Here is a 26,759-nt window from a genome sequence, read left to right as displayed (position 1 = left end):
ACAAAGACACAGCTTACGGTCGCGGGCCTAGTAGTCGCAGTTGTCACACGAGTCCCGGCGCCAGGGAGCACCCGATGTGCCCGACTCATCGCGACAACTCGGCAACGCCCGGTCCCGGTGCCGCCCGGGCGATGTCGCTATGAGACGGGCACAACGCGCATCCCTCTGACAGAGGCGCAAGTGACGGATGTGACACCACAGCACATACGCCGCGGCCCCGCCATACCCTGGGCAGATGTACTTCGTCGGCGTGGACCTCGCCTGGGCCGGCCGCAATCCGACCGGTGTCGCGGCTGTCGACGCGGACGGGTGTCTGGTGGGGGTCGGTGCTGCTCGCGACGATGCCTCCGTGCTGGCGGCGCTGCGGCCCTACGTTGTGGGCGATTGCCTGGTCGCCTTCGACGCGCCGCTGGTGGTGGCCAACCGCACCGGCCAGCGGCCGGCGGAGGCCGCACTGAATCGAGACTTCCGACAATTCGAGGCCGGCGCGTATCCGGCCAACACCGAAAAGCCCGAGTTTGCCGACGTTCCACGCGCCGCCCGGCTGGCCCGCCAACTGGCGCTGGATATGGATCCTCTTTCGTCCGCCACGCGGCGGGCCATCGAGGTCTATCCGCACCCGGCTACGGTGGCGCTGTTTCGGCTACCCCGCGCGCTGAAGTACAAGGCCAAGCCGGGACGCAGCGTTGACCTGCTCAAATCGGAGCTATTGCGACTGATGGACGGCGTCGAGGGGCTCGCCCAGGCCGGGGTTCGGATGCAGGTAGCCGGTCAGCCGGATTGGGTCTCGTTGCGCCGGCAGGTGACGGTCGCGCAGCGAAAAAGCGACCTGCGGGCCGCCGAGGATCCGATCGACGCCGTCGTATGCGCCTACGTGGCGTTGTACGCCCAACGCCGGCCCGCCGATGTCACGATCTATGGGGACTTCACCACCGGGTACATTGTCACGCCGTCGCTGCCCACCGACTTCAGAACGGCACCGGACGCTGGTCGACGGGCGCGAGCACGTCGATGAGGTCGACCACCGTCGCCAGCGCAGCGGCACGCGGGTCCCGCCCTTCGACCAGCGCCGAGACCACCGATCCGTCGACCGCACAGATCAACGTACACACCAGTTCGATCTGTGCGGAGCGGCCGGAGCGCTCGATGGCCTCGGCCACGGCCTCAGCGCGCTGACGCAGGCTGCGGCGCATGCTTTCGCGCAGGTCAGGCAGGCGGGTACAGGCGATATGGCGCTCGTATCGTGAGATCAGCTGCTCGGCAAGCCCCGGACTGGACATTTCCCCCACCAGCAGGTCAACCAGCACAACGGCGGTGGTCTCGGGCCCCCGACGTCGCCGGGACAGCGCACTGACCCGGGCTCGCAGCTGAGCCACCTCGATCATTCCGATGTGTTCGACCGCGCGAGCGATCAAATCGTCGAGCGACGAGAAGTAGTAGGTGGTAGACGCCAACGGCAAACCGGCCCGCCGCGCCACCGCCCGGTGGCGTACCGCCTCGAACCCGCCCTCGCCGAGCAGCTCCGCGGCGGCGCTGACCAACGCATACCGCCGACGTTCTCCTTTTGGAGTGACCGCTGCTGTCACGCCCATCCATGCTGCCAGTCAAAGTGGTACTGCATTGCCAATTCGGCCAAACGTCCATGGCATGATGGCCCGCATGCCAGAGTTGAGCCGCCGCGCCGTGCTCGGTCTCGGCGCCGGCACGGTCCTTGGCGCTACCTCAGCATATGCGATCGACATGCTGTTGCAGCCCCGAACTTCACATGCCGCACCGGCGGCGGCGATTGGCACAAACGTTCCATTGGCGCCGACACCAGCACTCGATCCGGCCCCCCCGGCTCAGGCGGCGCCGACGATGTCCACCGGCTCGTTCGTGTCGGCAGCGCGCGCCGGGAAGATGACCAACTGGGCCATCGCCCGCCCACCCGGCCAGACCCAGGCGTTGCGGCCCGTGATCGCACTGCACGGCTTGGGCGGTAGCGCATCGGCCGTGATGGACGGCGGCGTCGAGCAGGGCCTGGCCCAGGCCGTCAACGCCGGGTTGCCACCGTTCGCGGTGGTCTCCGTGGACGGAGGCAGCAGCTACTGGCACCAGCGGGCTTCTGGCGAGGACGCGGGGGCAATGGTGCTCAACGAGCTCATTCCGCTATTGGACACCCAGCGGCTGGACACCTCCCGGGTAGCGTTTCTGGGCTGGTCGATGGGCGGCTACGGCGCTTTGCTGCTCGGCAGCCGCCTTGGACCGGCACGCACCGCAGCGATCTGCGCGGTCAGCCCGGCACTGTGGCTATCCGCCGGTTCCGTCGCACCCGGCTCCTTCGACGGACCCGACGACTGGTCGGCGAACTCGGTTTTCGGACTCCCCGCATTGGGGTCCATCCCGATCCGGGTCGATTGCGGCAACAGCGATCCGTTTTATGCCGCAACCAAGCAGTTCGTGGCGCAGCTGCCCCACCCGCCGGCGGGCGGCTTCTCCCCTGGCGGGCACAACGGTGGGTTCTGGAGCGCACAGCTACCCGCCGAGCTGACCTGGTTCGCGCCGCTGCTCACAGGTTAAGCGGCGTGAGCACGCCGTTTGGTTGGACCTTCCCCTACGCTTGGCCGCGCATGCCCATCCTGGCGACAAACGTCGTGTGCACGTCACAACCGCTGGCCGCGCAAGCGGGTCTTCGGATGCTGGCCGACGGCGGCAACGCGGTCGACGCCGCCGTCGCCACAGCCATCACCCTCACCGTGGTGGAACCGGTGTCCAATGGCATCGGCTCGGACGCCTTCAGCATCGTCTGGGACGGGCAAAAACTGCACGGCCTGAACGCGTCCGGCCGCTCACCCTCGGCGTGGACGCCAGAGTACTTCGGCGGCAACGCCGTTCCCGTGCTCGGCTGGAACTCCGTGACGGTGCCCGGTGCGGTGTCGGCCTGGGTGGAACTGCACGCCAGGTTCGGCAGGCTACCATTCGAAACACTCTTCGAGCCCGCCATCTCGTACGGCCGCAACGGCTTTCTGGTCTCACCGACCGTCGCGGCACAATGGGCGGCACAGGTGCCGTTGTTCGCATCCCAGCCCGGATTCGCCGATGCGTTCATGCCCGGCGGACGAGCGCCGAAACCCGGTGAGCTGTTTACCTTTCCTGACCACGCGGCGACGCTAGAGAAGATCGCGGCGACCAACGGTGAGGAGTTCTACCGGGGAGAGCTGGCCGCCAAACTCGAGGCGCACTCGGCGGCAAACGGCGGGGTGATGCGTGCCGACGACCTCGCCGCCCATCGCGTGGACTGGGTCGACACGATCACGGGAACCTACCGCGGGTACACCATCCACCAGATACCGCCCAACGGCCAGGGCATCGTGGCCTTGATCGCCCTCGGAATCCTCGAGCATTTCGATATGTCATCGTGGTCAGTGGATTCCGCTGAAAGTGTGCACGTGCAGATCGAAGCACTGAAGCTTGCCTTCGCCGACGCGCAAGCGTGTGTCGCCGACATCGACTACATGCCGGTGCACCCGAAGCGCCTGCTCGACAAGGAGTATCTGCGGCAGCGCGCCACGCTGATCGATCCAAAGAGGGCAATGCCGGCGGCCACCGGCATCCCGCGAGGCGGCACCGTCTATCTGGCCGCCGCCGATGCTGCGGGAATGATGGTGTCCATGATTCAGTCGAACTACCTTGGGTTCGGCTCCGGTGTGGTGGTGCCCGGCACCGGCATTTCGCTGCACAATCGCGGCTCGGATTTCACTGTGGTGCCGAGACATCCGAACCGGGTTGGGCCACGGAAGCGCCCCTATCACACGATCATCCCAGGTTTTGTGACCCGCGACGGTGCGCCGGTGATGAGCTTCGGGGTGATGGGCGGCATGATGCAACCCCAGGGTCACGTGCAGGTGCTGGTGCGCATCGCCGACTACGGCCAGAACCCCCAGGCGGCCTGTGACGGCCCTCGGTTCCGCTGGGTGAACGGTATGCGGGTCAGTTTCGAAAACGGCTTCCCGGATTCAACTCTCGATGAACTGCGGCAGCGTGGGCATGACTTGGTCGCAGTAGCGGACTACAGCCAGTTCGGGAGTTGTCAGGCAATCTGGCGGCTCGACGATGGGTACCTCGCGGCCAGCGATCCCCGCCGTGATGGCCAAGCCGCAGCCTGCTAGACGCTGATCTTCCCCTCGGCCGCCCGTAAACCGATATCGCTGCGGAAATGACCTCCTGGCAACCGAATTGAACTGAGGATTTCATACGCATGTGCGCGTGCTGCGGACAAGTCGGCACCGGTGCCCACCACCGACAGCACCCGGCCACCGGACGAAACGATCGCGCCATCGTCGCGCCGCGTGGTTCCGGCGTGCAGCACCCCCTCGGCTTCGGAGCCGACAACGACGTCGCCGACCCGGGGGCGCCCGGGATAGTTTTCGGCCGCCAGTACCACTGTTACGGCCACACCGTCACGCCACCGCAACTCGCCGAAATCGGCCAGCTTCCCGGTAGCGGCGGCATGAAGCAGTTGGCCGAGCGGAGACTCCAGCAAGGCCAGCACGGCTTGGGTCTCCGGATCGCCGAATCGGCAGTTGAACTCGACCACCGCCGGCCCGCGGGCGGTAATCGCGAGACCAACATACAGCAATCCGCAAAACGAGCTTCCACGCCGGACTAGTTCGGCCGCAACGGGTTCGACGATCCGGCTGACCACCTCCCGATAGATGTTGTCGGGCAACCACGGCAGCGGCGCGTAGGCGCCCATACCGCCGGTGTTAAGTCCGGTGTCGTCCTCACCGACTCGCTTGAAGTCCTGTGCCGGCAGCAGCGGCACCACGACGGTGCGGTCGACGACACAGAACAGCGATACCTCCGGGCCGTCCAGGTAGGACTCCAGCAACACCGGGTGCCCGGCCTCGAGCAGGGCAGCTCCGTGTGCGCGCGCGACATCGCGGTCCGCTGTCACCACCACACCCTTGCCGGCGGCTAGCCGGTCGTCTTTGACCACCCAGGCCGGGTCACCGGCAGGCGGCCCGAACCGGTCCAGGGCCGCGTCCAAGTGCGCTGGGCTGTCTACGATTTCGCTGTTCGCGGTGCGCACACCGGCCGCCGCCATGACGTCCTTGGCGAATGCTTTGGAGCCTTCGATGCGAGCCGCGTCCTTACCGGGCCCGAAACACACGATGCCGGCCGCGCGCACGGCGTCGGCCACCCCGAGCACTAACGGTACCTCGGGGCCAATCACCACCATGTCAGCGCCGACTTCGCGAGCCAGGGCGACCACCGCCTCGGCGGAGGTGATGTCGACGTCGTGCTGCTCGGCGATCCGAGCGGTGCCTGCATTGCCGGGAGCAACGATTAGCCCCGAAACCTGCGGGTCTTTGCCGAGCGCCAGCAATAGCGCATGTTCGCGGGCACCCGAACCGATTACCAGGACGCGCACGACACGTCAGACTAGCTCGATTTACCAGATTCCTTAGCAAGAACTTCGGCGACGTTGGCTTTCGTGTCGGGCAGCGAGCCGTTCTCGGCCGCCTGCTTACGCTTGGCCGCTACCCGCTCGATCGCACTGTTCAGCCGCGAGCCCAGCGGGAAGCCGACATAGTGGGTAATGAACACAGCGAGTTCACGCAGCTCGTCTATGGTGAGTTCGTCGTTATGCAGGACGGCGTTGACTTGGACCTCGAGCAGATCCGACTGGCCTTGAGCGGTCAGCACCGCGATCACGGCCATCCGCCGGTCCCGCATGGACAGGCCGGGACGGGTCCAGATCCTGCCGAATAGGTGATCGACGGTCAGGGCAAAAAACTCACCTGGCATGTCGGGCATGTCCCAGGCGTAAACCTCGTTCATTTTGTCCAGGCCGGTGCGGCGCAGCTCGTCCATCATGTCTCCTTTGCTGGCTCGGTGTCCGGGTGCGGTACCCCGAGGCCGGCGGCCAGCCGTTGCAGCGCCAGCTGGGCCAGCGGCAGGTCGACCGATACCACCTCGCCCAGGGCCAACGCCAGACTCAGGTCTTTCTCACCCAGGCCGCGGGTGTGCTCCAACAACGGCCGCAGCGGGTCAGCCGGCTCCATCGGCGCAGTGGTGTTGCGGAACATGATCGCTCCCGCGCCGCCGGTGAATGAGTCGCTGTGCCGCACCACCTTCCCGAGCGCCACGAGGTCTAAGCCACAGGCTTCGGCCAGCCGCTGCGCCTCGGCGGCGGCGGCATAAGAGACGAAAGTCAACATGTTGCGCGCCAGTTTCATCCGGGTGCCAGCGCCCGGTTCCCCGGCATGAATCAACAGCGAAGCCCACCTCGAAAATGGCTCTTTAATCCGCTGGAACGCCTCGTCGTCAGCGCCGACCATCACGGCCAACTCACCCTTGGCGGCCGCCGCCGCGCCGCCGCTGACCGGTGCATCCACGATGTGGATCCCCTGCGGCTTGAGCTTTTCGGCCAGATCGACTGCTGTCGTGTCGGCGATGGTGGAGTGAATCGCGACAATAGTGCCGGGCTTGGCGTGCGTCGCCAGTCCGTTGTCGGCGGTGATCACCGAACTCACCTGCGCGTCGTCGAACACGGTGATGCTGATGATGTCGGCTTCGGCGACGTCGGAGACGCTTGCCGCTGCGGTGGCGCCGCCCTCGACGAACGGTGCCATGGCCTCGACCCGCACATCGAAAACGGTCAGTCCGCCAGGCCAATCGAGCAGACGCTTAGCCATCGGCGCGCCTTGATTACCCAAGCCGATATATCCCAGGCGTGGTGTCTCCGGGTGAGCGGTCATGAGCGCCGCTCTCCCCCGCCAGCGGATGGGGGTACCTCCCACTTGTGGGGGCGTGCCCCCACCTCATCGCCCCGCTCTGCATCGGCGCCGGCGCCGGTCATGACCGGATGATCTGTCCGCCATCGACATTGAAGATCTGCCCGGTGATCCACGATGCCGAATCCGACAGCAGGAACAGGCACATGCCCACCAGATCCTCCGGTGTACCCATCCGCGACAGCGGGATGGTCTGCACCATGTTCTTGACCAGCTCTGCGGGGGTGACGGTGCGGGTAGCTTCGGTGTCGATCGGTCCGGGTGCGATCGCATTGATCCTTATCTTCATTCCGCCCAGCTCGCGGGCCAGCTGCTGCGTCAGCCCGTTGACACCGACCTTGGCCAGGCCGTAGAAGTTGGAATACAGCCAGGCCGCGGTCGAGGACTGGTTGACAATCGCGCCGCCGCCCCGTTTGGCCATGTGCTTGTACACCGCGCGGGTACACACCAGCACGCCGTCGTGGTTGACGCTCATGAATTTCTTGTAGTAGTCCAACGGCACGGTCAACAACAGATCGAGCTTCATGCCACCGTAGATCGCCGCATTGTTCACCAGATAGTCGATGCCGCCGAAAGCACCGACGGCGCGGTCGACCATGGCTTTAGCGGAATCCTCGTCGGACACGTCAACGGGCACATGAATCGCAGTACCGCCGTCGGCGACAATCTGCTTGGCTACCGCCGCGGCACCGTCGGCGTTGATGTCAGCGACGACCACCGAGGCACCTTCGCGGGCCAACGCCTGAGCGTAGGCCTGCCCGATACCCTGGGCAGCCCCGGTGACGATAGCCACCTTGCTGTCGAACATGGCTTCCTTTCTGCGCTGTCAACCCGCTAGCTAATTTGCAGCGGTAGCAATGAGTTTGGCTTCTAAGTACTCCTCGAAGCCGAGGAGACCCATCTCGCGTCCGATACCGGATTGCTTGTAGCCGCCGAACGGCGCGTCGGCGCAGTACCAGACACCCCCATTGACGTTGACGGTGCCTACCCGCAGCCGCGAGGCAATCCTCGCGGCGCGCTGCGGGTCGGCGCCATACACGGTGCCCGACAAGCCGTATGGCGAGTCGTTGGCGATGCGCACCGCATCATCGTCACCGTCGTGGGCAATCACCGTGAGCACCGGTCCGAAGATCTCCTCTCGGGCGACTCTGGCGTCATTGGTCAACCCTGCGATGACCGTGGGCTCGATGTAGAAACCGACCTCTCTATCCGCCGGCCGCGCGCCACCGCATGCGAACCTTCCGCCTTCGGCGACCGCCAGGTCGAGGTAGCCCTGCACACGATCCCGTTGTCGGGCCGAAATCAACGGCCCGCAAACGGTTCCGGGGTCGTTGGGATCGCCGGGCCTGATCGACGACATGGTGGCTGCCGCGATGGCAACCGCCTCTTCATAACGGGCCCGTGGCACCACCAGCCGGGTCGTGATTGCGCACCCCTGCCCGGCGTGCATGCAAGCCGAGAACGCCGATACCGCGCTGGCAGCGGCTAGGTCAGCGTCGTCGAGCACGACGAACGCCGACTTGCCACCCAGTTCCAGAAAAACCTTTTTGATGGTGGCCGCGGCATCGGCCATTACGGCACGGCCGGTCGCAGTAGAACCGGTGAACGAAATCATGTCCACCCGAGGGTCTTTGGCCAACAGCGCCCCCAAAGCGTGACTGCTGGAGGTGACGATGTTGACAACGCCCGGTGGGAAGTCGGTGTGCTCGACGATGATTTCCCCGAGCGCTGCTGCGCACCACGGTGTGTCAGGCGCCGGCTTTAAAACGACGGTGTTACCCGCGGCTAGCGCCGGACCTAGCTTGGCGAGATTGATCTGGTGCGGGAAGTTCCACGGGGTGATGGCGCCGACGACACCGACGGCCTCCCGTGCGAGGGTGCGCCGGGTGGCGATGCCCAACGGCGATGCCTCGCCGAGGTCCTGCTTCCACGGGTAGGACTCGGCCGTGTCCGCCGCAAACGATAGATCCCCGACCGGGCCTTCCAGCTGGGCGCTGGCGGTGAGCATCCGCGGCGCGCCCACCTCGGAGATCGTCAGTTCGCGTAGTTCTTCGACGTGCTGTTGCATTGCGTCGCGCAGTTGCCGAACACACCGCACCCGAAGTTCGGTATTGCGGGACCAGTCGGTCGAGTCGAACGCCCGCCGCGCGGCCTCGATGGCGCGGCCCATGTCCTCGGCATCGGCGTCGGCGGCGACTCCCAGCACTTCCTCGGTGGCCGGATTGACCGTCGGGAAGGTGCCCGCACGGCCGTCCGATAGTTTGCCGTCGATGAGCAGCGCACTAATTCCGTCGCCCCACAGGGCCATCTACCGCTCCCAACTTCTCCGACTCTCATCATCGATTGGACACTTGTCCGATATTGCCTCATCGAGACCGTATCCGCAAGGCCGCTACACCGTCCTGACCGATGCACCAGGGGCCACGTCGCGTCGCGGACAGTCCCATGTTAGCTGCATGTTTAGCAGACTGGCTTGCCTCCTGCCGCGACCATCCGATAGCTTGGACATGTGTCCAGCGATGTACTGGTTACCACCCCGGCCCAGCGCCAAACCGAACCCCACGCCGAAGCGGTGTCACGCAACCGCCGCCAGCAGGCAACCTTCCGCAAGGTGCTAGCTGCCGCCATGGCGACCCTGCGGGAGAAGTCATACGCCGACCTGACGGTGCGCCTGGTGGCGGCCCGCGCCAAGGTAGCCCCGGCGACGGCCTACACATACTTCTCGTCGAAGAACCATCTGATCGCCGAGGTCTACCTCGACCTGGTCCGCCAGGTCCCCTGCGTCACCGACGTCAACGTCCCGATGCCTATCCGGGTGACGAGCTCGTTGCGACACCTGGCGCTGGTGGTTGCCGACGAACCCGAAATCGGCGCGGCGTGCACGGCGGCGCTGCTCGACGGCGGCGCCGACCCCGCGGTGCGTGCGGTGCGCGACCGAATCGGCGCCGAGATCCACCGCCGCATCACATCGGCGATCGGACCTGGCGCCGATCCCGGTACCGTGTTCGCACTCGAGATGGCGTTCTTCGGAGCGCTCGTACAGGCCGGCAGCGGCACCTTCACCTACCACGAGATCGCCGATCGACTCGGGTACGTGGTGGGCCTGATCTTGGCCGGAGCTAACGAGCCGAGCACTGGTGGCAGCGAATGACCGTCCGCGTCGGTGACCCCGAACTGGTCCTGGACCCCTACGACTACGACTTTCACGAAGACCCGTACCCGTATTATCGTCGGCTGCGGGACGAGGCCCCGCTGTACCGTAACGAGGAACGCAATTTCTGGGCGGTGTCGCGGCACCACGACGTGCTGCAAGGCTTCCGGGACAGCACGGCGTTGTCGAATGCCTATGGGGTATCCCTGGATCCGTCCTCACGCACTTCTGAGGCGTACCGGGTAATGTCGATGCTGGCCATGGACGACCCCGCACATCTGCGGATGCGTACCTTGGTGTCCAAGGGCTTCACCCCACGGCGGATCCGTGAACTCGAGCCGCAGGTGCTCGAACTTGCCCGCATTCACCTGGATTCGGCCCTGCAAACCGAAAGTTTCGATTTCGTAGCAGAATTCGCTGGCAAGCTGCCGATGGATGTGATTTCAGAGCTGATAGGCGTGCCCGACACCGACCGGGCCCGCATCCGCGCGCTGGCCGATGCGGTGCTGCACCGCGAGGACGGCGTGGCCGATGTGCCCCCGCCGGCGATGGCGGCGTCGATCGAGCTGATGAGATATTACGCTGACCTGATCGCGGAATTCCGGCGGCGGCCCGCGAACAATCTGACGTCGGCACTGCTGGCAGCCGAGCTCGACGGCGACCGGCTTTCCGACCAGGAAATCATGGCGTTCCTGTTTCTCATGGTGATCGCCGGCAACGAGACCACCACCAAGCTACTGGCCAATGCCGTCTACTGGGCCGCCCACCACCCTGGCCAGCTGGCCCGCGTATTCGCCGACCACTCCCGGATTCCGATGTGGGTGGAGGAAACCCTGCGCTACGACACGTCCAGCCAGATTCTGGCCCGCACCGTCGCGCACGATCTCACGTTGTACGACACCACGATCCCCGAGGGTGAGGTGTTGCTGCTGCTACCGGGATCGGCCAACCGTGACGACCGGGTGTTCGACGACCCGGACGACTATCGCATCGGCCGCGAAATCGGCTGCAAACTAGTCAGTTTCGGCAGCGGTGCCCACTTCTGTCTGGGGGCTCACCTGGCCCGGATGGAAGCCCGGGTGGCCCTGGGCGCGCTGCTGCGTCGGATCCGCAACTACGAAGTCGACGACGACAACGTCGTGCGCGTCCATTCCAGCAACGTGCGCGGATTTGCCCATCTGCCGATCAGCGTGCAGGCCAGGTAATGCCACGCTTCGAACCTCACCCCGCCCGGCGGACCACCGTCGTCGCCGGCGCATCGTCGGGCATCGGCGCGGCCACCGCAACCGAACTCGCCGGCCGCGGGTTTCCGGTCGCCTTGGGGGCCCGCCGCATGGACAAGTTGGCCGAGCTGGTCGACAAAATCCGCGCCGACGGTGGCGAGGCGGTAGCCTTCCCCCTCGACGTGACCGATCCCGAGTCGGTGAAATCGTTTGTGGCGCAAACGGTCGAGGCACTCGGCGAGGTCGAACTGCTGGTGTCCAGTGCAGGCGACATGCTCCCGGGACAGCTGCACGAGGTCAGCACCGAGGCCTTTGCAGAGCAGGTTCAGATACACCTGGTCGGTGCCAACCGGCTGGCCACGGCCGTGCTACCGGCCATGGTGGCACGCCGGCGAGGTGACCTCATCTTCGTCGGATCCGATGTGGGCCTGCGCCAACGCCCGCATATGGGTGCCTACGGCGCCGCCAAGGCCGGTCTGGCCGCTATGGTCACCAACCTGCAGATGGAGTTGGAAGGCACCGGTGTTCGCGCATCGATCGTGCATCCGGGACCCACGCTGACCGGTATGGGCTGGCAGCTGTCGGCCGAACAAGTCGGCCCAATGCTGGCGGACTGGGCAAAGTGGGGGCAGGCCCGGCACAACTACTTCTTGCGACCCAGCGACCTGGCACGCGCTATCGCGTTCGTCGCAGAAACGCCGCGCGGGTGTGTCGTGGTGAACATGGAGATTCAACCGGAGGCCCCGCTGAGGGATGCGCCCGCGCACCGTCAGAAGCTAGTACTGGGCGAAGAGGGGATGCCGGGCTAATGAGCGCTGTTGCACTACCCCGGGTTTCGGGTGGCCACGACGAACACGGCCACCTCGAGGAGTTCCGCACCGATCCGATCGGGCTGATGCAACGGGTCCGCGACGAATGCGGAGACGTCGGTACCTTCCAGCTGGCCGGGAAGCAGGTCGTGCTGCTGTCCGGCTCGCACGCCAACGAATTCTTCTTCCGGGCGGGCGACGACGACCTGGACCAGGCCAAGGCATACCCGTTCATGACGCCGATCTTCGGCGAGGGCGTGGTGTTCGACGCCAGCCCGGAACGGCGTAAAGAGATGCTGCACAATGCCGCGCTACGCGGCGAGCAGATGAAGGGCCACGCCGCCACCATCGAAGATCAAGTCCGACGGATGATCGCCGACTGGGGTGAGGCCGGCGAGATCGATCTGCTGGACTTCTTCGCCGAGCTGACCATCTACACCTCCTCGGCCTGCCTGATCGGCAAGAAGTTCCGCGACCAGCTCGACGGGCGATTCGCCAAGCTCTATCACGAGTTGGAGCGCGGCACCGACCCACTAGCCTACGTCGACCCGTATCTGCCGATCGAGAGCTTCCGTCGCCGCGACGAAGCCCGCAATGGTCTGGTGGCACTGGTTGCGGACATCATGAACGGCCGGATCGCCAACCCACCCACCGACAAGAGCGACCGTGACATGCTCGACGTGCTCATCGCCGTCAAGGCTGAGACCGGCACTCCCCGGTTCTCGGCCGACGAGATCACCGGCATGTTCATCTCGATGATGTTCGCCGGCCATCACACCAGCTCGGGTACGGCTTCGTGGACGCTGATCGAGTTGATGCGCCATCGCGACGCCTACGCGGCCGTGATCGACGAACTCGACGAGCTGTACGGCGACGGCCGATCGGTGAGTTTCCATGCGCTGCGCCAGATTCCGCAGCTGGAAAACGTGCTGAAAGAGACGCTGCGCCTGCACCCTCCGCTGATCATCCTCATGCGAGTGGCCAAGGGCGAGTTCGAGGTGCAAGGCCACCGGATTCATGAGGGCGATCTGGTGGCGGCCTCCCCGGCGATCTCCAACCGGATCCCCGAAGACTTCCCCGATCCCCACGACTTCGTGCCAGCACGATACGAGCAGCCGCGCCAGGAAGATCTGCTCAACCGCTGGACGTGGATTCCGTTCGGCGCCGGCCGGCATCGTTGCGTGGGGGCGGCGTTCGCCATCATGCAGATCAAAGCGATCTTCTCGGTGTTGTTGCGCGAGTATGAGTTTGAGATGGCGCAACCGCCAGAAAGCTATCGTAACGACCATTCGAAGATGGTGGTGCAGTTGGCCCAGCCCGCTTGCGTGCGCTACCGCCGGCGAACGGGAGTTTAACGATGGGCTATCGAGTCGAAGCCGACCGGGATCTGTGCCAAGGACACGCGATGTGCGAGCTGGAGGCACCCGAGTATTTCCGGGTGCCCAAGCGCGGCCAGGTCGAAATCCTCGACCCAGAGCCGCCCGAGGAAGCCCGCGGCGTGATCAAGCATGCCGTGTGGGCCTGTCCCACCCAGGCACTGTCCATCCGAGAAACGGGAGAGTAACCGTGGCCGGCTATCCTCGCGACGAACTCGAAGATGTGGTTCACCGCTGGTTACAGGCCAACCGTACGGCGGAGCGGCGCGGCGACTGGACGTTGCTGGCCGACTTCTACACCGACGACGCCACCTACGGCTGGAACGTCGGTCCCAACGAGGACGTGATGTGCGTCGGCATCGACGAGATCCGCGACATTGCGCTGGGCCAGGAAATGGACGGCCTGCAGGGCTGGCGCTACCCCTATCAACGGGTCGTCATCGACGAGAAACAGGGCGAGGTGGTTGGGTTCTGGAAACAGGTTGCCACCGACGCCAATGGCGCCGAGCAGGAGGTGTACGGCATTGGCGGCAGCTGGTTCCGGTATGCCGGCGGCGGGAAATGGAACTGGCAACGCGATTTCTTCGACTTCGGTCATGTTTCCGCGCTCTACCTGGAATTGATCAAGGCCGGCAAGCTATCGCCAGGCATGCAGAAGCGCATCGAACGCGCCGTGTCGGGCAACAAAGTGCCGGGCTATTACCCGCTCGGCAAGACGCCGGTGCCACTGTGGTAAACGCCCTAGCGCCGTTGACCTACACTCAGCCAGTCGGCGTTCCGGCCGAGGCTAGGGACCACTCGTAGCCGAAGTTCAACGATGAAAGCAGGTTTGCGGTGAAGACCAAGGGCGCACTGATCTGGGAGTTCAACCAGCCATGGTCCGTCGAAGAGATCGAAATCGGCGACCCGCGCAAGGACGAAGTCAAGATCCAGATGGAAGCGGCTGGGATGTGCCGCTCCGACCATCACCTGGTGACGGGCGACATCCCGATGGCGGGCTTTCCCGTTCTGGGCGGACACGAGGGCGCGGGCATCGTCACCGAGGTCGGCCCGGGAGTCGACGACTTCGCCCCGGGCGATCACGTGGTGTTGGCATTCATCCCGTCCTGCGGCAAGTGTCCGTCCTGCCAGGCTGGAATGCGGAATCTGTGCGACCTGGGGGCGGGGCTGCTCGCCGGGGAATCTGTGACGGACGGCTCCTTCCGGATTCAGGCTCGCGGCCAGAACGTCTACCCGATGACCCTGCTCGGAACGTTTTCACCGTACATGGTGGTGCACCGCAGCTCGGTGGTGAAGATCGACCCGTCGGTGCCCTTCGAAGTCGCCTGCCTGGTTGGTTGCGGCGTCACCACCGGCTATGGTTCGGCGGTCCGCACGGCCGACGTCCGGCCGGGCGACGACGTGGCCATCGTCGGCTTGGGTGGGGTCGGCATGGCGGCGTTGCAGGGCGCGGTCAGCGCGGGCGCCCGCTACGTCTTCGCGGTGGAGCCGGTGGAATGGAAACGTGATCAGGCTCTGAAATTCGGTGCCACCCACGTCTACCCGGACATCAACGCCGCGCTGATGGGCATTGCCGAGGTCACCTACGGCCTGATGGCGCAGAAGGTGATCATCACCGTCGGCAAGCTCGATGGCGCCGACGTCGACAGCTATCTGACCATCACGGCCAAGGGCGGCACCTGCGTGCTGACGGCCATCGGCAGCCTGGTCGACACCCAGGTGACGCTGAACCTCGCGATGTTGACCCTGCTGCAAAAGAACATCCAGGGCACCATCTTCGGCGGCGGCAACCCGCACTACGACATTCCGAAGCTGTTGTCGATGTATAAGGCCGGCAAACTCAACCTCGACGACATGGTGACCACTGCGTACAAGCTGGAGCAGATCAACGACGGATACCAGGACATGCTGAACGGCAAGAACATTCGCGGCGTGATCCGGTACACGGACGACGACCGCTAGCCGGAGATAGCCATGACCCAAACGACCCAATCCCCGGCCCTGATCGCGTCGCAGTCGTCGTGGCGGTGCGTCCAAGCCCACGACCGGGAGGGCTGGCTGGCGCTGATGGCCGACGACGTCGTCATCGAGGATCCGATCGGCAAGTCCGTCACCAATCCCGATGGCAGCGGCATCAAAGGTAAGGAGGCCGTCGGCGCCTTCTTCGACACACACATTGCGGCCAATCGGTTGACGGTCACCTGCGAGGAGACGTTCCCGTCCAGCTCACCGGACGAGATCGCCCACATTCTGGTGTTGCACAGCGAGTTTGACGGCGGCTTTACCAGTGAGGTCCGCGGCGTGTTCACCTACCGGGTGAATAAGGCCGGTTTGATCACCAACATGCGTGGGTACTGGAACCTCGACATGATGACCTTCGGTAACCAGGAATGAAACCTGGGGGGGCCGTTGCGACGTCATATGCTCAACGGGTGTCGATCTTCACCAAGATCATCAACCGTGAACTGCCCGGCCGTTTCGTCTACGAGGACGACGACGTCGTGGCGTTCTTGACGATTGAGCCGATGACGCAAGGCCACACCTTGGTGGTGCCACGCGCCGAAATCGACCACTGGCAAAACGTGGATCCCGCGTTATTTGGCCGCGTCATGTCGGTGAGCCAGCTGATCGGCAAGGCCGTGTGCCGGGCGTTTTCAACCCAACGCGCCGGGATGATCATTGCCGGGCTGGAAGTGCCCCACCTACACATCCACGTGTTTCCCACCCGCAGCCTCAGTGATTTCGGCTTTGCCAACGTCGACCGCAACCCCTCACCGGGATCGCTGGACGAAGCGCAGGCCAAGATCAGGGCGGCCCTGGCACAACTGGCGTGAGGCTCAGCTGGTCCACGTCACTGACGCGCGGCAGCGAGACACGAAAGCAGCAACCCTCCCCGAGCGCGGTCGTCACGGTGACCGCTCCGCCATGGGCCGCCACCAAAGAGTCGACGATCGACAACCCCAGTCCGGTCCCGCCGCTGGCGCGCGCCCGCGACGAGTCGGCGCGATAGAACCGCTCGAACACCCGCAGCGCATCCTCCTGACTCATGCCCGGACCGTCATCGGCGACCTCGAGGATGGCGTCGTCGCCCTCGGTGCCGACTCGCACGGTGACGTCGGCGCTTTCCGGGGTGTGCTGTATGGCATTTGCAACGAGATTGCGCAGCACCTGCCGAAGCCGCGATTCGTCGCCGAGGACCTCCGGGGTGCCGGGGCCGTCAAGGACCTCCAGGGTGATCCTGCGTTTGGGGTCCATCGCCCGCGCGTCGTGCGCGGCATCACTGGCCAGCGCCAGCAGGTCCACCCGGCACAGTTCCAACGGCCGGTGCGCATCTAGCCGGGCAAGCAGCAGCAAATCGTCCACCAGCAGCCCCATCCGGCTCGCTTCGCTCTCAATCCGCGACAGCAGCATGCCCACGTCGCGGGCGGCTCCTTGTCGGTACAGCTCCGCGAAGCCGCGGATAGTGGTCAACGGGGTACGCAGTTCATGGCTGGCGTCGGTGATGAACTGTCGCATCCGGTCCTCTGAATCCCGGGCCTTTTCGGCGGAAGATTCCGCGGACGCCACCGCCCGCTGAATTTGTGCCAGCATTCCGTTGAGCGCCAACGAAAGCCGGCCGACCTCAGTTCGCGGATGCCACTGCGGGACCCGGCGATCCAGCTGCCCCGCGCCGATCGCCGCGGCCGTCTGCTCGAATTCTGCCAGCGGCCGCAGGCTGCGGCGAACCACAGCGTAGCCCGCCACCCCGAGGACAACCAGCACCGCACTGCCTATGCCGACCTGCAACAGCACCAGTGACCGCACGGTGCTCCGGACGTCGGCCAGATCAATGGCGACGGTGGTCAAGTAGCCATCCGACGCGCGCACCGAGACCGCGCGCCATAAAGTCTTGGATCCGCCGATCGATGGCAGCGTCGTCGGGTGCCGGCCGACATCATTGTTGGCGGGCACCGCCGGTATGGCAGTGTTGTCGTTGAGTGCCGTATAGCTCTGGCCGTCGGGGCTGATCACCCGAACGTAGAACCTCGACGGCGGCCGATCGGGGTTATGACCAGGGTAGGGGTCCGGCGCCAAGGGCAGCGTGATCTGCGCCCAGATTTGGGCTTCCTCGAGCAACACCCGATCGATCCGGCTGGTCAGCCGGTGCTGCAACATCGAGGTGACCGCGATCCCCGAGGCCACAAGTCCAGTGGCCACCAGGATCAGCGTGGCTGCGACCAGGCGTACCCGTAGGGGCAGCCTTCCTCGAAGGTGTCTGGCCATTGCCGCGTTCTCCTCGGGCTGCCGATCCGATTAATTACCAAGACTCATCGAGGCTCCCGCAGTACGTAGCCCACCCCGCGCAGCGTGTGCAGCAGCCGCTTCTCCCCAGTGTCGATCTTGCGGCGCAGATACGACACGTAGGACTCGACGACGTTGACATCACCACCGAAGTCGTAGCGCCAAACGTGGTCGAGAATCTTAGGCTTGCTCAGCACGGTGCCCGCGTTGATCACGAAATAGCGCAGCAGGGTGAATTCGGTGGGCGACAGCGACACCGGTTGGCCCGCCTTCCACACTTCGTGGGTCTCCTCGTCGAGCTCGATATCGGCGAACGTCAGTCGAACATTACGTGGTTCCTTGTTGCCCTTGCCCGCGCGTCGCAGGATGACCCGCAGCCTGGCCACGACCTCCTCCAAACTGAAGGGCTTTGTCACATAGTCGTCACCACCCAGGGTCAGACCCGCGATCTTGTCCTGTAGCGAGTCACGGGCCGTCAGGAACAACGCCGGGGCATCGATGCCGTCGGCGCGCAGCCGGCGCAGCACCCCAAAGCCGTCCATCCCGGGCATCATCACATCGAGGATCACCGCGTCCGGCCGGGTTTCCCGGGCCCGATCCAGCGCCTGTGCCCCGTTGGTCGCGGTGTAGACTTCAAAGCCCTGGAACTTGAGGCTCACCGACAGCAGTTCAACGATGTTGGCCTCATCATCGACCACGAGGACACGAGCCTCCGGTGTGGTGTTTTCGCCTGGGGTTCCCGCCGTCACGAGATCAACCCCTTTCCGCATTGGTTGAACGTTACCTTCACAGTCATTGTGTAATTCCTGAAAGCTCGTTGCCAGTAGTCTGCTAACAGTCTGCCAGGAATCGCCAAATCAGCTTGGACCGTTGCCGCTCAATCCACGGCGCGCCGTGAATACACTCGCAGAATGAACCTCGGCCAAACCCTCGTGGGTATTGCGACCTGGCCCGCACGAGCGGGGCTCGCCGCCGCCGACACCGGTTTGAACATGGCCGGCGCGGCGGTTGACATGGCCAAACAAGCGTTGGGTGATGCCGGCGGCGCAAGCGGGTCGACCTCAATGGCCAACATGCTGGGAATCGATGACACGATTGCCCGCGCCAACCGGCTGGCCAGGCTATTGGACGACGATATGCCGCTGGGACGCGCCATCGCGCCCAACGGGCCGATGGACCGGATGCTGCGGCCCGGCGGGGTGGTCGACCTGCTGACCCAGCCCGGCGGCTTACTCGACCGCCTGACCGCTGAAGGCGGCGCCATGCAGCGCGCGCTGCAACCGGGCGGACTGGCCGACCAGCTGCTCGCCGAGGACGGACTTATCGAGCGGGTGCTCTCCGAAGACGGGCTGGCCGACCGGCTGCTGGCCGAAGGCGGACTGATCGACAAGACAACGGCCAAGGACGGACCGCTCGAACAGCTCGCCGACGTCGCCGACACGTTGGCGCGGCTGACACCCGGGATGGAGGCGCTCGAGCCGGCCATCGCGACGCTGCAAGACGCTGTGATCGCACTTACCATGGTGGTCAACCCGCTGAGCAGCATCGCCGAGCGCATTCCACTGCCCGGGCGCCGTCCCGCGCGCCGCTCGTCGTCGCGGTCGGTGCGTTCGCAACGCGTCGTCGACAGCGAGTGAGCGGCTAGACTCACAGCGATTTCATCGGCCTCCTTAGCTCAGTGGTAGAGCACTCGCCTTGTAAGCGAGCGGTCGTCAGTTCAATCCTGACAGGGGGCTCAAGCGTTCGTGTAGTACCTCGGCTGATGCTTGACGTTTTGGGTTCGGGTGATGCCTGACGATGTTTCGGCTGATGCTTGACAGTTGGTTCGGCTGATCCTTGACACTCCTTCGATGAAGGAGTTGAGTGTGGCAGAACAGCGGTATCAAGCCGTGTTGGCGGTGATCAGCGACGGGTTGTCGATCTCGCAGGTTGCCGAGAAAGTTGGGGTGTCGCGGCAGACGCTGCATACCTGGTTGGCCCGCTATAAGGCCGAGGGCCTCGATGGCTTAAGGATCGGTACCGGAACAGCCTTATAAGCGAGCGGTCGTCCGTTCAATCCTGACCGGGGGCTCCACGAAGGCGCAGCTCAGGGCGCAATCTCGCGCTTCCGATGCGATCAAGATCGCCCGTTTTAGTTTTGACAACTCCCGACGGGACTCTGCACAAATGCGAACTCGCAGGTGGCAGACCACGGCAAGCGGCATGAAACACCGAGGCTGGCGGGGAAAGGCCGGCGGCCAGTGCACGCGGCGCAATTCCGATAGAAGTCCCAATCCCTTCGCGTTGTGTAGTTAGGCTCGAGGCGTCCTGGTTTGTCAATGGTGTGAGGGGGCCGTGATGGTCGGTTTCGCGTGGTTGCCTCCGGAGACCAATTCGCTACGGATGTATCTGGGTGCGGGGTCACGGCCACTATTGGCGGCGGCGGGGGCCTGGGACGGGTTGGCCGAGGAGTTGCACGCGGCGGCGTCGTCGTTCGGGTCGGTGACGTCGGAGTTGGCCGGCGGCGCTTGGCAGGGACCGGCGTCGGCCGCGATGGCGAATGCCGCGGGGCCGTATGCGAGCTGGTTGACCGCGGCTGGAGCCCAGGCCGAGCTGGCAGCGCGGCAGGCTCGGGCGGCGGCGGGTGCATTTGAGGAGGCGCTGGCCGGCGTGGTGCATCCGGCGGTGGTGCAGGCCAATCGTGTTCGGACGTGGTTGTTGGCGGTGTCGAATGTGTTCGGGCAAAACGCGCCGGCCATAGCGGCCATGGAATCCACCTACGAGCAGATGTGGGCACAAGACGTGGCGGTGATGGCCGGCTACCATGCCGCATCCTCGGCGGCAGCGGCACAGCTGGCGTCGTGGCAGCCGGCGTTGCAAACATCAATTTGGGTGTCGGCAATATCGGCAACCTCAATGTCGGCAATGGTAATACCGGCGATTACAACCTGGGTAATGGAAACCTCGGTAACGCCAACTTTGGCGGCGGAAACGGAAGCGCCTTCCACGGCCAGATTTCCAGCTTCAACGTGGGTAGCGGCAACATCGGCAACTTCAACCTGGGTAGCGGAAACGGAAACGTTGGCATCGGACCGTCCAGCTTTAACGTGGGTAGCGGCAACATCGGTAATGCGAACGTCGGGGGTGGCAACTCTGGCGACAACAACTTCGGCTTCGGGAACTTTGGCAATGCCAACATTGGTATCGGAAATGCAGGTCCAAACATGAGTTCCCCCGCCGTGCCCACCCCCGGCAATGGGAATGTCGGGATTGGCAACGGTGGCAATGGAAACTTCGGCGGTGGTAACACGGGCAACGCAAATATCGGTCTGGGAAACGTAGGCGACGGCAACGTTGGCTTCGGGAACAGCGGCAGCTACAACTTCGGCTTCGGGAACACCGGCAACAATAATATCGGCATTGGGTTAACCGGCAGCAATCAGATCGGCTTTGGCGGACTGAATTCCGGTAGCGGTAATATAGGATTTGGTAACTCGGGCACCGGGAACATCGGCTTCTTCAACTCGGGCAGCGGCAACTTCGGCGTGGGCAACTCGGGCGTCACCAACACGGGCGTAGCCAACTCAGGCAACATCAACACCGGCTTCGGAAACTCCGGCTTTATCAACACCGGCTTCGGGAACGCGTTAAGCGTCAACACTGGCTTTGGCAACTCAGGTCAGGCCAATACCGGCATAGGGAACGCGGGCGATTTCAACACCGGCAACTTCAACGGCGGCATCATTAACACCGGTAGCTTCAACTCGGGTGCATTCAACTCAGGCAGCTTCAACGGAGGAGACGCTAATTCTGGTTTCTTGAACTCTGGCCTGACGAACACCGGCTTCGCAAATTCTGGCAATATCAACACGGGCGGCTTTAACGCGGGCAACCTGAACACCGGTTTCGGCAATACTACCGATGGGCTGGGCGAAAACTCGGGATTCGGAAACGCCGGCAGTGGAAATTCGGGTTTCAATAATTCTGGTAAGGGAAACTCCGGCGCCCAAAACGTTGGTAATTTACAAATCTCGGGCTTCGCCAACTCGGGCCAATCGGTAACGGGTTACAACAATTCGGTTAGTGTAACATCGGGTTTCGGGAACAAGGGAACCGGCCTGTTCAGTGGATTCATGTCGGGCTTTGGCAATACGGGTTTTCTACAGTCGGGCTTCGGTAATCTTGAAGCCAATCCCGACAACAACAGCGCCACATCGGGTTTCGGGAACTCTGGAAAGCAGGATTCTGGTGGCTTTAATTCGATCGATTTCGTGTCGGGCTTTTTCCACCGCTAGCTAACACTAGCCCGGTATCGTCCCGGCGACCGGGTCCGGCGTACGCCGTACCCGGAGGCAATCCGATCTGGATGTCCCATGCACGGCCGAGCAGGTTCCGCACGATCGGGGAAGCCTGCGGGCCGGCATCGTCGGGTCAATGCTGGCAGCGGCCTCCGGGCCATGTGGGGACCTATTGGTCGCTCGCGGTCATGGGATCAGGCTGGGCAGACCGATCGGCAGGCCGCTTAGATAGGGGTGGCCCGTAGCGTCGATCACGTCGTCAGCCACCGCATGTGGGAACTGGACCACAGCCGCGCCGACCTCATCGGCACCGTCTCGCACCGCGTTGATGACCGCCGCCGGATCGCCGGTGAACAGGGACTCCCAAATGTCGTAGGCCGCATATTGCGGCGCCGTGATCAGCTCGCGCACGTCGACGAATAACGCGGTCGGCAGCGACGCCGGCCCGACGGGTATCCCGTCCCAGCTGACCAGCGTCCAGCCGCCCTCGGGATTGCCCTGTACCACGACGGCGCCGGTGTTGGGCACCGGGTGGGTGAGCAGCAGTAGCGGATGGGGATTGTCGACGTTCATCATCGTCCCGACCCCGATGGTGAATGCGCTGGAGTAAGCGACCGACGTGATGTTGCCGTCTGCGGCCACGACCGGATTGGCCAAGGAAGCGTCGTAGATCGTTTGAACCGCACCGGTAAAGGCTCGGTTGAAGACGATCCCGTTGACGTCGGTGGAGCCCGGGGCCAGCATCGGCACGATGGGAAATCCGAGCGTCCAGGCGATCGGGCCGACGAGATACAGCAGGCCCGCGGGGCTGATCTGCGGCAGGTCCTCGAAGATGCCGGCATGGATCTCGTTGAGCCCGGGCAATACCTGCGGGGCCATCCCCAGCAAGTTCGCCAACGGCGCGGCGGTCTGCTGCGTTCTGATCAACTGCGAGTCGAAGATCCCGGCATAGGGGCCCTTGGCCGCGAGCGCGTTGGCGATGGCCTGCGCCTGTTGCTGGCCCAGCGCGGTGAGTCCGGGTCCGGGCACCGCCGTGTCGATCAACATTGCGGCGTTGCCCGGCGTCTGGCCGTGCCGCACGAAGTCGATGACGATCGACTGCCTGTTGCCGCCACCACCGATCGTGGCCATGCCGCCGGTACCGATGAACCACCCGCCACGACCGATAGCCCCATCGACCCCGCCAGCCCCGCCGGCTCCGCCCAGGCCGCCGTTGCCGAACAACAGCGCCTGGCCCCCGGCGCCGCCGTTACCGCCGACACCGCCCGCGCCACCCATGCCGCCGTTGCCCATCAACCAGCCGCCGGTGCCGCCCATGCCGCCCACTCCGCCGGCAAAGCCGGCGCCACCGGTACCCCCGTTGCCGATTAACCCGGCACTCCCACCGTTACCGCCGGTATAGCCGGCCCCACCGTCACCGAATAGCAAACCGCCGGGGCCACCGTTGGGAGCTGCCGCCGTCCCGGTGACGCCGTTGCCGATCAGATCGCGGCCGAGCAGCACGTTTGTCGGCGCATTGACAATCGGGGCGAGCGCCTCGCCGACCGGGCTGTTGATCCATTGCTGGCCGGTCGCGTGAATCGGACCATAGACGAACGCTTGGAACCCGTCGGAAACGGACGCGGGCGCCGAGCCCAGCGCCCCCCGGAGCGACGTCGCGATGGTCACCTCGGTAACCGCATACGATGTCGCTGCCGCGCTCAATCGGTGCACAAACTGCTCGTGATACGCCGCTGCCTGCGCCGCCGCCGCCTGATACTCCCGGGCATGCGCGCCGAACAGCGCCGCGAGTGCCGCCGATACCTCGTCGGCGGCCGCCGCCGCCACAGCGGTCGTCGGATTGGCTGCGGCCAGATTGCCCGCATTCACTGCCGAACCGATCTGCGCTAGATCCGCCGCGGCCGCCGCCAACGCGTCCCGCGCCACGATCACAAATGACATCGCTTACCCCCGGGTGTTGTCGCGTACTAGCCATGATGGAGCGCAGCGCCGGAACAGATGCGGGTATCGGCCAAAATGCAACGAGCATCCAAGCGTCTCCCGCTAGGACGCTGTCGGCTCGGTCGCCTTGCGAGCCATCCGCCACAGTTACTAGGATATCCAAGTATCGGGATTCCCCGCCGCCACCGGCTTGCACAGGACAACCATGACCACACAGATTTCACATTTCATCGACGGACAACGCACCGCCGGCCAGTCCACGCGCTCGGCCGACGTCTTCGACCCCAACACCGGCCAGATCCAGGCGAAGGTACCGATGGCCGGCAAGTCAGACATCGACGCGGCCGTGGCCTCCGCGGTCGAGGCCCAAAAGGGCTGGGCCGCATGGAATCCCCAGCGCCGTGCCCGGGTGTTGATGCGGTTTATCGAACTGGTCAACGACACCATCGACGAGTTGGCCGAGCTGTTGTCGCGTGAGCACGGCAAAACGCTGGCCGACGCCCGCGGCGACGTCCAGCGCGGCATCGAGGTAATCGAGTTCTGCCTGGGCATTCCCCACCTGCTCAAGGGCGAGTACACCGAGGGTGCCGGCCCCGGCATCGACGTCTATTCGCTGCGGCAGCCCCTGGGTGTGGTCGCGGGGATCACCCCGTTCAACTTCCCGGCGATGATTCCGCTGTGGAAGGCCGGCCCGGCCCTAGCGTGCGGCAACGCCTTCGTGCTCAAGCCAAGTGAGCGCGACCCGTCGGTTCCGGTGAGGCTGGCCGAGCTGTTCATCGAGGCGGGCCTGCCGGCGGGCGTGTTCCAGGTGGTGCACGGCGACAAGGAGGCCGTCGACGCCATCCTGCACCACCCCGACATCAAGGCCGTCGGCTTCGTCGGCAGCTCGGATATCGCTCAGTACATCTACGCTGGTGCCGCCGCCACCGGCAAGCGGGCGCAGTGTTTCGGCGGTGCCAAGAACCACATGATCGTGATGCCCGACGCGGACCTGGATCAGGCCGTGGACGCACTGATCGGCGCCGGATACGGCAGCGCCGGCGAACGCTGCATGGCGATCAGCGTCGCCGTGCCGGTGGGCGATCAGACCGCGGAGCGGTTGCGCGCCAGGCTGATCGAGCGGATCAATAACTTGCGGGTGGGACACAGCCTGGACCCCAAGGCGGACTACGGCCCGCTGGTCACCGGGGCGGCGCTGGCGCGGGTGCGCGACTACATCGGCCAGGGTGTGGCCGCCGGTGCCGAGCTGGTCGTTGACGGCCGCGACCGCGCCAGCGACGACCTGACCTTTGGGCTGCCTGAAGGCGATGCGAACCTGGAGGGCGGCTTCTTCATCGGGCCGACCCTGTTCGACCATGTCGCTGCCCACATGTCGATCTACACCGACGAAATCTTCGGGCCGGTGTTGTGCATGGTTCGCGCCCGCGACTACGAAGAGGCGTTGCGGCTGCCGTCGGAGCACGAATACGGCAACGGGGTGGCGATCTTCACCCGCGACGGCGACGCGGCCCGCGACTTCGTCTCCCGGGTGCAGGTGGGCATGGTCGGCGTCAACGTGCCGATCCCGGTGCCGGTGGCCTACCACACTTTCGGCGGCTGGAAGCGCTCCGGCTTCGGCGACCTCAACCAGCACGGCCCGGCGGCAATCCAGTTCTACACCAAGGTCAAGACCGTCACGTCGCGATGGCCGTCAGGCATCAAGGACGGTGCCGAATTCGTCATCCCCACAATGAGTTAGCGTGTCATGTTTGTCCTTAACGACGACGAACGGGTGATCGTCGAGACGGCGGCCGCCTTCGCCGGCAAACGCCTGGCTCCGCACGCCCTGGAATGGGATGCCGCCAAACACTTTCCGGTGGACGTGTTGCGGGAAGCGGCCGAACTCGGCATGGCCGCGATCTATTGCCGCGACGACGTCGGCGGCAGTGGGCTGCGCCGGCTCGACGGCGTGCGCATCTTCGAGCAGTTGGCGATCGCCGACCCGGTGACCGCCGCGTTTTTGTCCATCCACAACATGTGCGCGTGGATGATTGACAGCTTCGGCACCGACGAGCAACGCAAGGACTGGATTCCGCGACTGGCCACCATGGGCGTCATCGCCAGCTACTGCCTGACCGAACCGGGCGCCGGATCCGATGCCGGCGCACTGAGCACCCGCGCCGTCAGGCACGGCTCAGGAAAAGGCGGCGACTACGTGCTCGATGGCGTCAAACAATTCATTTCCGGGGCCGCAGCATCGGACGTGTATGTGGTGATGGCGCGCACGGGCGCCGAGGGTCCGCGCGGCGTGTCGGCGTTCATCGTCGAAAAGGGCACACCGGGGCTGAGTTTCGGCGCGCCCGAAGCGAAGATGGGTTGGCATGCCCAACCCACCGCGCAGGTGGTGCTGGACGGGGTGCGGGTACCCGCCGAGGCCATGCTGGGCGGCGCCGACGGCGAAGGCGCCGGCTTCGGTATCGCGATGAGCGGCCTCAACGGCGGCCGGCTCAATATCGCAGCATGCTCGCTGGGTGGCGCGCAGGCCGCCTTTGACAAAGCGGGCGCCTACGTTCGCGACCGACAGGCCTTCGGCGGATCGCTGCTCGACGAGCCCACCGTGCGGTTTACCCTGGCCGACATGGCTACCGGGCTGCAGACGTCGCGAATGTTGTTGTGGCGGGCCGCAAGTGCGCTCGATGACGACGACGCCGACAAGGTCGAGCTGTGTGCGATGGCCAAGCGCTACGTCACCGACACCTGCTTTGAGGTCGCCGACCAGGCCCTGCAGCTGCACGGCGGCTATGGCTATCTGCGCGAGTATGGTCTGGAGAAGATCGTCCGCGACCTGCGGGTGCATCGCATCCTGGAAGGGACCAACGAGATCATGCGGCTGGTCATCGGTCGGGCCGAGGCCGCGCGGTTCCGCGCCACCGTTTAGAGAGG

The 26,759-nt window shown here is 64.9% G+C and carries 24 protein-coding genes, 1 tRNA gene and 2 pseudogenes; 18 read left to right on the top strand and 9 right to left on the bottom strand.

Going from position 1 to position 26,759, the window contains the following annotated elements; translation table 11 throughout:
* Nucleotides 1–235: 235 nt before the first annotated feature.
* On the top strand, nucleotides 236–1,015 hold the full coding sequence (locus FF952_RS04130) for a DUF429 domain-containing protein (RefSeq protein ID WP_003403949.1): 780 nt from the start codon (nucleotides 236–238) through the stop codon (nucleotides 1,013–1,015).
* Here FF952_RS04130 and FF952_RS04125 read toward each other — a convergent pair.
* Entirely contained in the window at nucleotides 969–1,592 is a 624-nt protein-coding gene (locus FF952_RS04125; RefSeq protein WP_003403945.1) for a TetR/AcrR family transcriptional regulator, read from the bottom strand. The two genes, FF952_RS04130 and FF952_RS04125, sit on opposite strands and share 47 nt — an antisense overlap.
* 55 nt (nucleotides 1,593–1,647) lie before the next feature.
* Here FF952_RS04125 and FF952_RS04120 point away from each other — a divergent pair, with 55 nt between their 5' ends.
* Both FF952_RS04120 and ggtA read left to right on the top strand, forming a co-directional pair.
* Nucleotides 1,648–2,559 carry an iron-stress inducible esterase gene (locus tag FF952_RS04120; RefSeq protein WP_003403938.1) on the top strand — a complete coding sequence of 304 codons (912 nt, stop codon included), beginning with the start codon at nucleotides 1,648–1,650 and terminating at the stop codon, nucleotides 2,557–2,559.
* Nucleotides 2,560–2,564: 5 nt separating this feature from the next.
* Nucleotides 2,565–4,148, top strand: coding sequence for a gamma-glutamyltranspeptidase GgtA (gene ggtA / locus FF952_RS04115; RefSeq protein ID WP_003911281.1), 1,584 nt, complete (start codon nucleotides 2,565–2,567; stop codon nucleotides 4,146–4,148).
* On the opposite strand, the gene purD is transcribed toward ggtA, so the two are convergent.
* The 5 genes from purD to FF952_RS04090 all read right to left on the bottom strand — a co-directional run bounded on the left by purD (nucleotide 4,145) and on the right by FF952_RS04090 (nucleotide 9,087).
* Entirely contained in the window at nucleotides 4,145–5,413 is a 1,269-nt protein-coding gene (gene purD, locus FF952_RS04110) for a phosphoribosylamine--glycine ligase (RefSeq protein WP_003898580.1), read from the bottom strand. The genes ggtA and purD overlap by 4 nt on opposite strands.
* Before the next feature lie 11 nt (nucleotides 5,414–5,424).
* Nucleotides 5,425–5,859, bottom strand: a complete 435-nt coding sequence (locus FF952_RS04105) for a carboxymuconolactone decarboxylase family protein (RefSeq protein ID WP_003403928.1) — start codon at nucleotides 5,857–5,859, stop codon at nucleotides 5,425–5,427.
* The gene (locus tag FF952_RS04100; RefSeq protein ID WP_003403924.1) at nucleotides 5,856–6,743 is read right to left on the bottom strand and encodes an NAD(P)-dependent oxidoreductase; all 888 of its coding nucleotides are present in this window, start codon (nucleotides 6,741–6,743) and stop codon (nucleotides 5,856–5,858) included. Before FF952_RS04100 ends, FF952_RS04105 begins: the two co-directional genes overlap by 4 nt.
* Nucleotides 6,744–6,840: 97 nt before the next feature.
* Complete coding sequence (locus tag FF952_RS04095; RefSeq protein ID WP_003898579.1) at nucleotides 6,841–7,587, bottom strand: SDR family oxidoreductase; 747 nt, start codon at nucleotides 7,585–7,587, stop codon at nucleotides 6,841–6,843.
* A 30-nt stretch (nucleotides 7,588–7,617) separates the two neighbouring features.
* The gene (locus FF952_RS04090; protein ID WP_003403919.1) at nucleotides 7,618–9,087 is read right to left on the bottom strand and encodes an aldehyde dehydrogenase; all 1,470 of its coding nucleotides are present in this window, start codon (nucleotides 9,085–9,087) and stop codon (nucleotides 7,618–7,620) included.
* 201 nt (nucleotides 9,088–9,288) lie between these two features.
* Here FF952_RS04090 and FF952_RS04085 point away from each other — a divergent pair, with 201 nt between their 5' ends.
* The 9 genes from FF952_RS04085 (at nucleotide 9,289) to FF952_RS04045 (ending at nucleotide 16,172) form a co-directional block, all read left to right on the top strand.
* Entirely contained in the window at nucleotides 9,289–9,930 is a 642-nt protein-coding gene (locus tag FF952_RS04085; RefSeq protein ID WP_003403915.1) for a TetR/AcrR family transcriptional regulator, read from the top strand.
* Entirely contained in the window at nucleotides 9,927–11,135 is a 1,209-nt protein-coding gene (locus FF952_RS04080; protein WP_003403911.1) for a cytochrome P450, read from the top strand. Before FF952_RS04085 ends, FF952_RS04080 begins: the two co-directional genes overlap by 4 nt.
* The gene (locus FF952_RS04075) at nucleotides 11,135–11,962 is read left to right on the top strand and encodes an SDR family oxidoreductase (protein ID WP_003898578.1); all 828 of its coding nucleotides are present in this window, start codon (nucleotides 11,135–11,137) and stop codon (nucleotides 11,960–11,962) included. Before FF952_RS04080 ends, FF952_RS04075 begins: the two co-directional genes overlap by 1 nt.
* On the top strand, nucleotides 11,962–13,317 hold the full coding sequence (cyp51, locus tag FF952_RS04070) for a lanosterol 14-alpha demethylase (protein WP_003898577.1): 1,356 nt from the start codon (nucleotides 11,962–11,964) through the stop codon (nucleotides 13,315–13,317). The genes FF952_RS04075 and cyp51 overlap by 1 nt, the downstream gene beginning before the upstream one ends.
* A gap of 2 nt (nucleotides 13,318–13,319) precedes the next feature.
* On the top strand, nucleotides 13,320–13,526 hold the full coding sequence (gene fdx / locus FF952_RS04065) for a ferredoxin Fdx (protein WP_003403890.1): 207 nt from the start codon (nucleotides 13,320–13,322) through the stop codon (nucleotides 13,524–13,526).
* A gap of 2 nt (nucleotides 13,527–13,528) precedes the next feature.
* Complete coding sequence (locus FF952_RS04060; protein WP_003403887.1) at nucleotides 13,529–14,074, top strand: Cif family virulence factor; 546 nt, start codon at nucleotides 13,529–13,531, stop codon at nucleotides 14,072–14,074.
* Nucleotides 14,075–14,172: 98 nt separating this feature from the next.
* A complete protein-coding gene (locus tag FF952_RS04055) occupies nucleotides 14,173–15,300 on the top strand; it encodes an NDMA-dependent alcohol dehydrogenase (protein ID WP_003403885.1) in 1,128 nt (375 codons plus the stop codon).
* A 12-nt stretch (nucleotides 15,301–15,312) separates the two neighbouring features.
* Nucleotides 15,313–15,732: a ketosteroid isomerase family protein gene (locus FF952_RS04050; protein WP_003403880.1), complete on the top strand. Its 420-nt coding sequence runs from the start codon at nucleotides 15,313–15,315 to the stop codon at nucleotides 15,730–15,732.
* A 38-nt stretch (nucleotides 15,733–15,770) separates the two neighbouring features.
* Nucleotides 15,771–16,172, top strand: a complete 402-nt coding sequence (locus FF952_RS04045) for an HIT family protein (RefSeq protein WP_003403876.1) — start codon at nucleotides 15,771–15,773, stop codon at nucleotides 16,170–16,172.
* Here the strand turns inward: FF952_RS04045 and phoR are convergent.
* Complete coding sequence (gene phoR / locus FF952_RS04040) at nucleotides 16,144–17,601, bottom strand: sensory box histidine kinase PhoR (protein WP_003898576.1); 1,458 nt, start codon at nucleotides 17,599–17,601, stop codon at nucleotides 16,144–16,146. The genes FF952_RS04045 and phoR overlap by 29 nt on opposite strands.
* Nucleotides 17,602–17,645: 44 nt before the next feature.
* Nucleotides 17,646–18,389, bottom strand: coding sequence for a two-component system response regulator PhoP (gene phoP / locus FF952_RS04035; protein WP_003403867.1), 744 nt, complete (start codon nucleotides 18,387–18,389; stop codon nucleotides 17,646–17,648).
* Between the two features lie 141 nt (nucleotides 18,390–18,530).
* Between phoP and FF952_RS04030 the strand changes: the two genes are divergently transcribed.
* The 4 genes and pseudogenes from FF952_RS04030 (at nucleotide 18,531) to FF952_RS04015 (ending at nucleotide 21,893) form a co-directional block, all read left to right on the top strand.
* Nucleotides 18,531–19,256: a hypothetical protein gene (locus FF952_RS04030; RefSeq protein WP_003903164.1), complete on the top strand. Its 726-nt coding sequence runs from the start codon at nucleotides 18,531–18,533 to the stop codon at nucleotides 19,254–19,256.
* A gap of 27 nt (nucleotides 19,257–19,283) precedes the next feature.
* Nucleotides 19,284–19,355, top strand: a tRNA-Thr gene (locus tag FF952_RS04025).
* A 114-nt stretch (nucleotides 19,356–19,469) separates the two neighbouring features.
* Nucleotides 19,470–19,628, top strand: a pseudogene (locus tag FF952_RS04020) (helix-turn-helix domain-containing protein); the annotation flags it as partial.
* 328 nt (nucleotides 19,629–19,956) lie between these two features.
* Nucleotides 19,957–21,893 (top strand): annotated as a pseudogene (locus FF952_RS04015) (PPE family protein).
* Nucleotides 21,894–22,082: 189 nt separating this feature from the next.
* On the opposite strand, the gene FF952_RS04010 reads toward FF952_RS04015, so the two are convergent.
* The gene (locus tag FF952_RS04010) at nucleotides 22,083–23,837 is read right to left on the bottom strand and encodes a phosphoglycerate mutase PE_PGRS11 (protein WP_003903162.1); all 1,755 of its coding nucleotides are present in this window, start codon (nucleotides 23,835–23,837) and stop codon (nucleotides 22,083–22,085) included.
* Between the two features lie 205 nt (nucleotides 23,838–24,042).
* On the opposite strand from FF952_RS04010, the gene FF952_RS04005 reads away from it, so the two are divergent.
* Both FF952_RS04005 and FF952_RS04000 read left to right on the top strand, forming a co-directional pair.
* A complete protein-coding gene (locus FF952_RS04005; protein WP_003403847.1) occupies nucleotides 24,043–25,575 on the top strand; it encodes a CoA-acylating methylmalonate-semialdehyde dehydrogenase in 1,533 nt (510 codons plus the stop codon).
* A 6-nt stretch (nucleotides 25,576–25,581) separates the two neighbouring features.
* Nucleotides 25,582–26,754: an acyl-CoA dehydrogenase family protein gene (locus FF952_RS04000; protein ID WP_003403845.1), complete on the top strand. Its 1,173-nt coding sequence runs from the start codon at nucleotides 25,582–25,584 to the stop codon at nucleotides 26,752–26,754.
* The last annotated feature ends 5 nt before the right edge of the window (nucleotides 26,755–26,759 follow it).

Origin of the sequence: Mycobacterium tuberculosis complex sp. N0072 (genome assembly GCF_030323725.1) — a bacterium.
GTDB lineage: Bacteria > Actinomycetota > Actinomycetes > Mycobacteriales > Mycobacteriaceae > Mycobacterium > Mycobacterium tuberculosis.
This window is presented reverse-complemented; position numbering and strand designations above follow the sequence as displayed.

Excerpts from the sequence above, each read along its gene's own strand:
- FF952_RS04130 (WP_003403949.1), top strand. The coding sequence starts at position 236 with ATGTACTTCGTCGGCGTGGACCTCGCCTGGGCCGGCCGCAATCCGACC.
- FF952_RS04125 (WP_003403945.1), bottom strand. The coding sequence starts at position 1,592 with ATGGGCGTGACAGCAGCGGTCACTCCAAAAGGAGAACGTCGGCGGTAT.
- FF952_RS04120 (WP_003403938.1), top strand. The coding sequence starts at position 1,648 with ATGATGGCCCGCATGCCAGAGTTGAGCCGCCGCGCCGTGCTCGGTCTC.
- FF952_RS04105 (WP_003403928.1), bottom strand. The coding sequence starts at position 5,859 with ATGATGGACGAGCTGCGCCGCACCGGCCTGGACAAAATGAACGAGGTT.
- FF952_RS04100 (WP_003403924.1), bottom strand. The coding sequence starts at position 6,743 with ATGACCGCTCACCCGGAGACACCACGCCTGGGATATATCGGCTTGGGT.
- FF952_RS04095 (WP_003898579.1), bottom strand. The coding sequence starts at position 7,587 with ATGTTCGACAGCAAGGTGGCTATCGTCACCGGGGCTGCCCAGGGTATC.
- FF952_RS04090 (WP_003403919.1), bottom strand. The coding sequence starts at position 9,087 with ATGGCCCTGTGGGGCGACGGAATTAGTGCGCTGCTCATCGACGGCAAA.
- FF952_RS04080 (WP_003403911.1), top strand. The coding sequence starts at position 9,927 with ATGACCGTCCGCGTCGGTGACCCCGAACTGGTCCTGGACCCCTACGAC.
- FF952_RS04075 (WP_003898578.1), top strand. The coding sequence starts at position 11,135 with ATGCCACGCTTCGAACCTCACCCCGCCCGGCGGACCACCGTCGTCGCC.
- cyp51 (WP_003898577.1), top strand. The coding sequence starts at position 11,962 with ATGAGCGCTGTTGCACTACCCCGGGTTTCGGGTGGCCACGACGAACAC.
- fdx (WP_003403890.1), top strand. The coding sequence starts at position 13,320 with ATGGGCTATCGAGTCGAAGCCGACCGGGATCTGTGCCAAGGACACGCG.
- FF952_RS04050 (WP_003403880.1), top strand. The coding sequence starts at position 15,313 with ATGACCCAAACGACCCAATCCCCGGCCCTGATCGCGTCGCAGTCGTCG.
- phoR (WP_003898576.1), bottom strand. The coding sequence starts at position 17,601 with ATGGCCAGACACCTTCGAGGAAGGCTGCCCCTACGGGTACGCCTGGTC.
- phoP (WP_003403867.1), bottom strand. The coding sequence starts at position 18,389 with ATGCGGAAAGGGGTTGATCTCGTGACGGCGGGAACCCCAGGCGAAAAC.
- FF952_RS04030 (WP_003903164.1), top strand. The coding sequence starts at position 18,531 with ATGAACCTCGGCCAAACCCTCGTGGGTATTGCGACCTGGCCCGCACGA.
- FF952_RS04010 (WP_003903162.1), bottom strand. The coding sequence starts at position 23,837 with ATGTCATTTGTGATCGTGGCGCGGGACGCGTTGGCGGCGGCCGCGGCG.
- FF952_RS04005 (WP_003403847.1), top strand. The coding sequence starts at position 24,043 with ATGACCACACAGATTTCACATTTCATCGACGGACAACGCACCGCCGGC.
- FF952_RS04000 (WP_003403845.1), top strand. The coding sequence starts at position 25,582 with ATGTTTGTCCTTAACGACGACGAACGGGTGATCGTCGAGACGGCGGCC.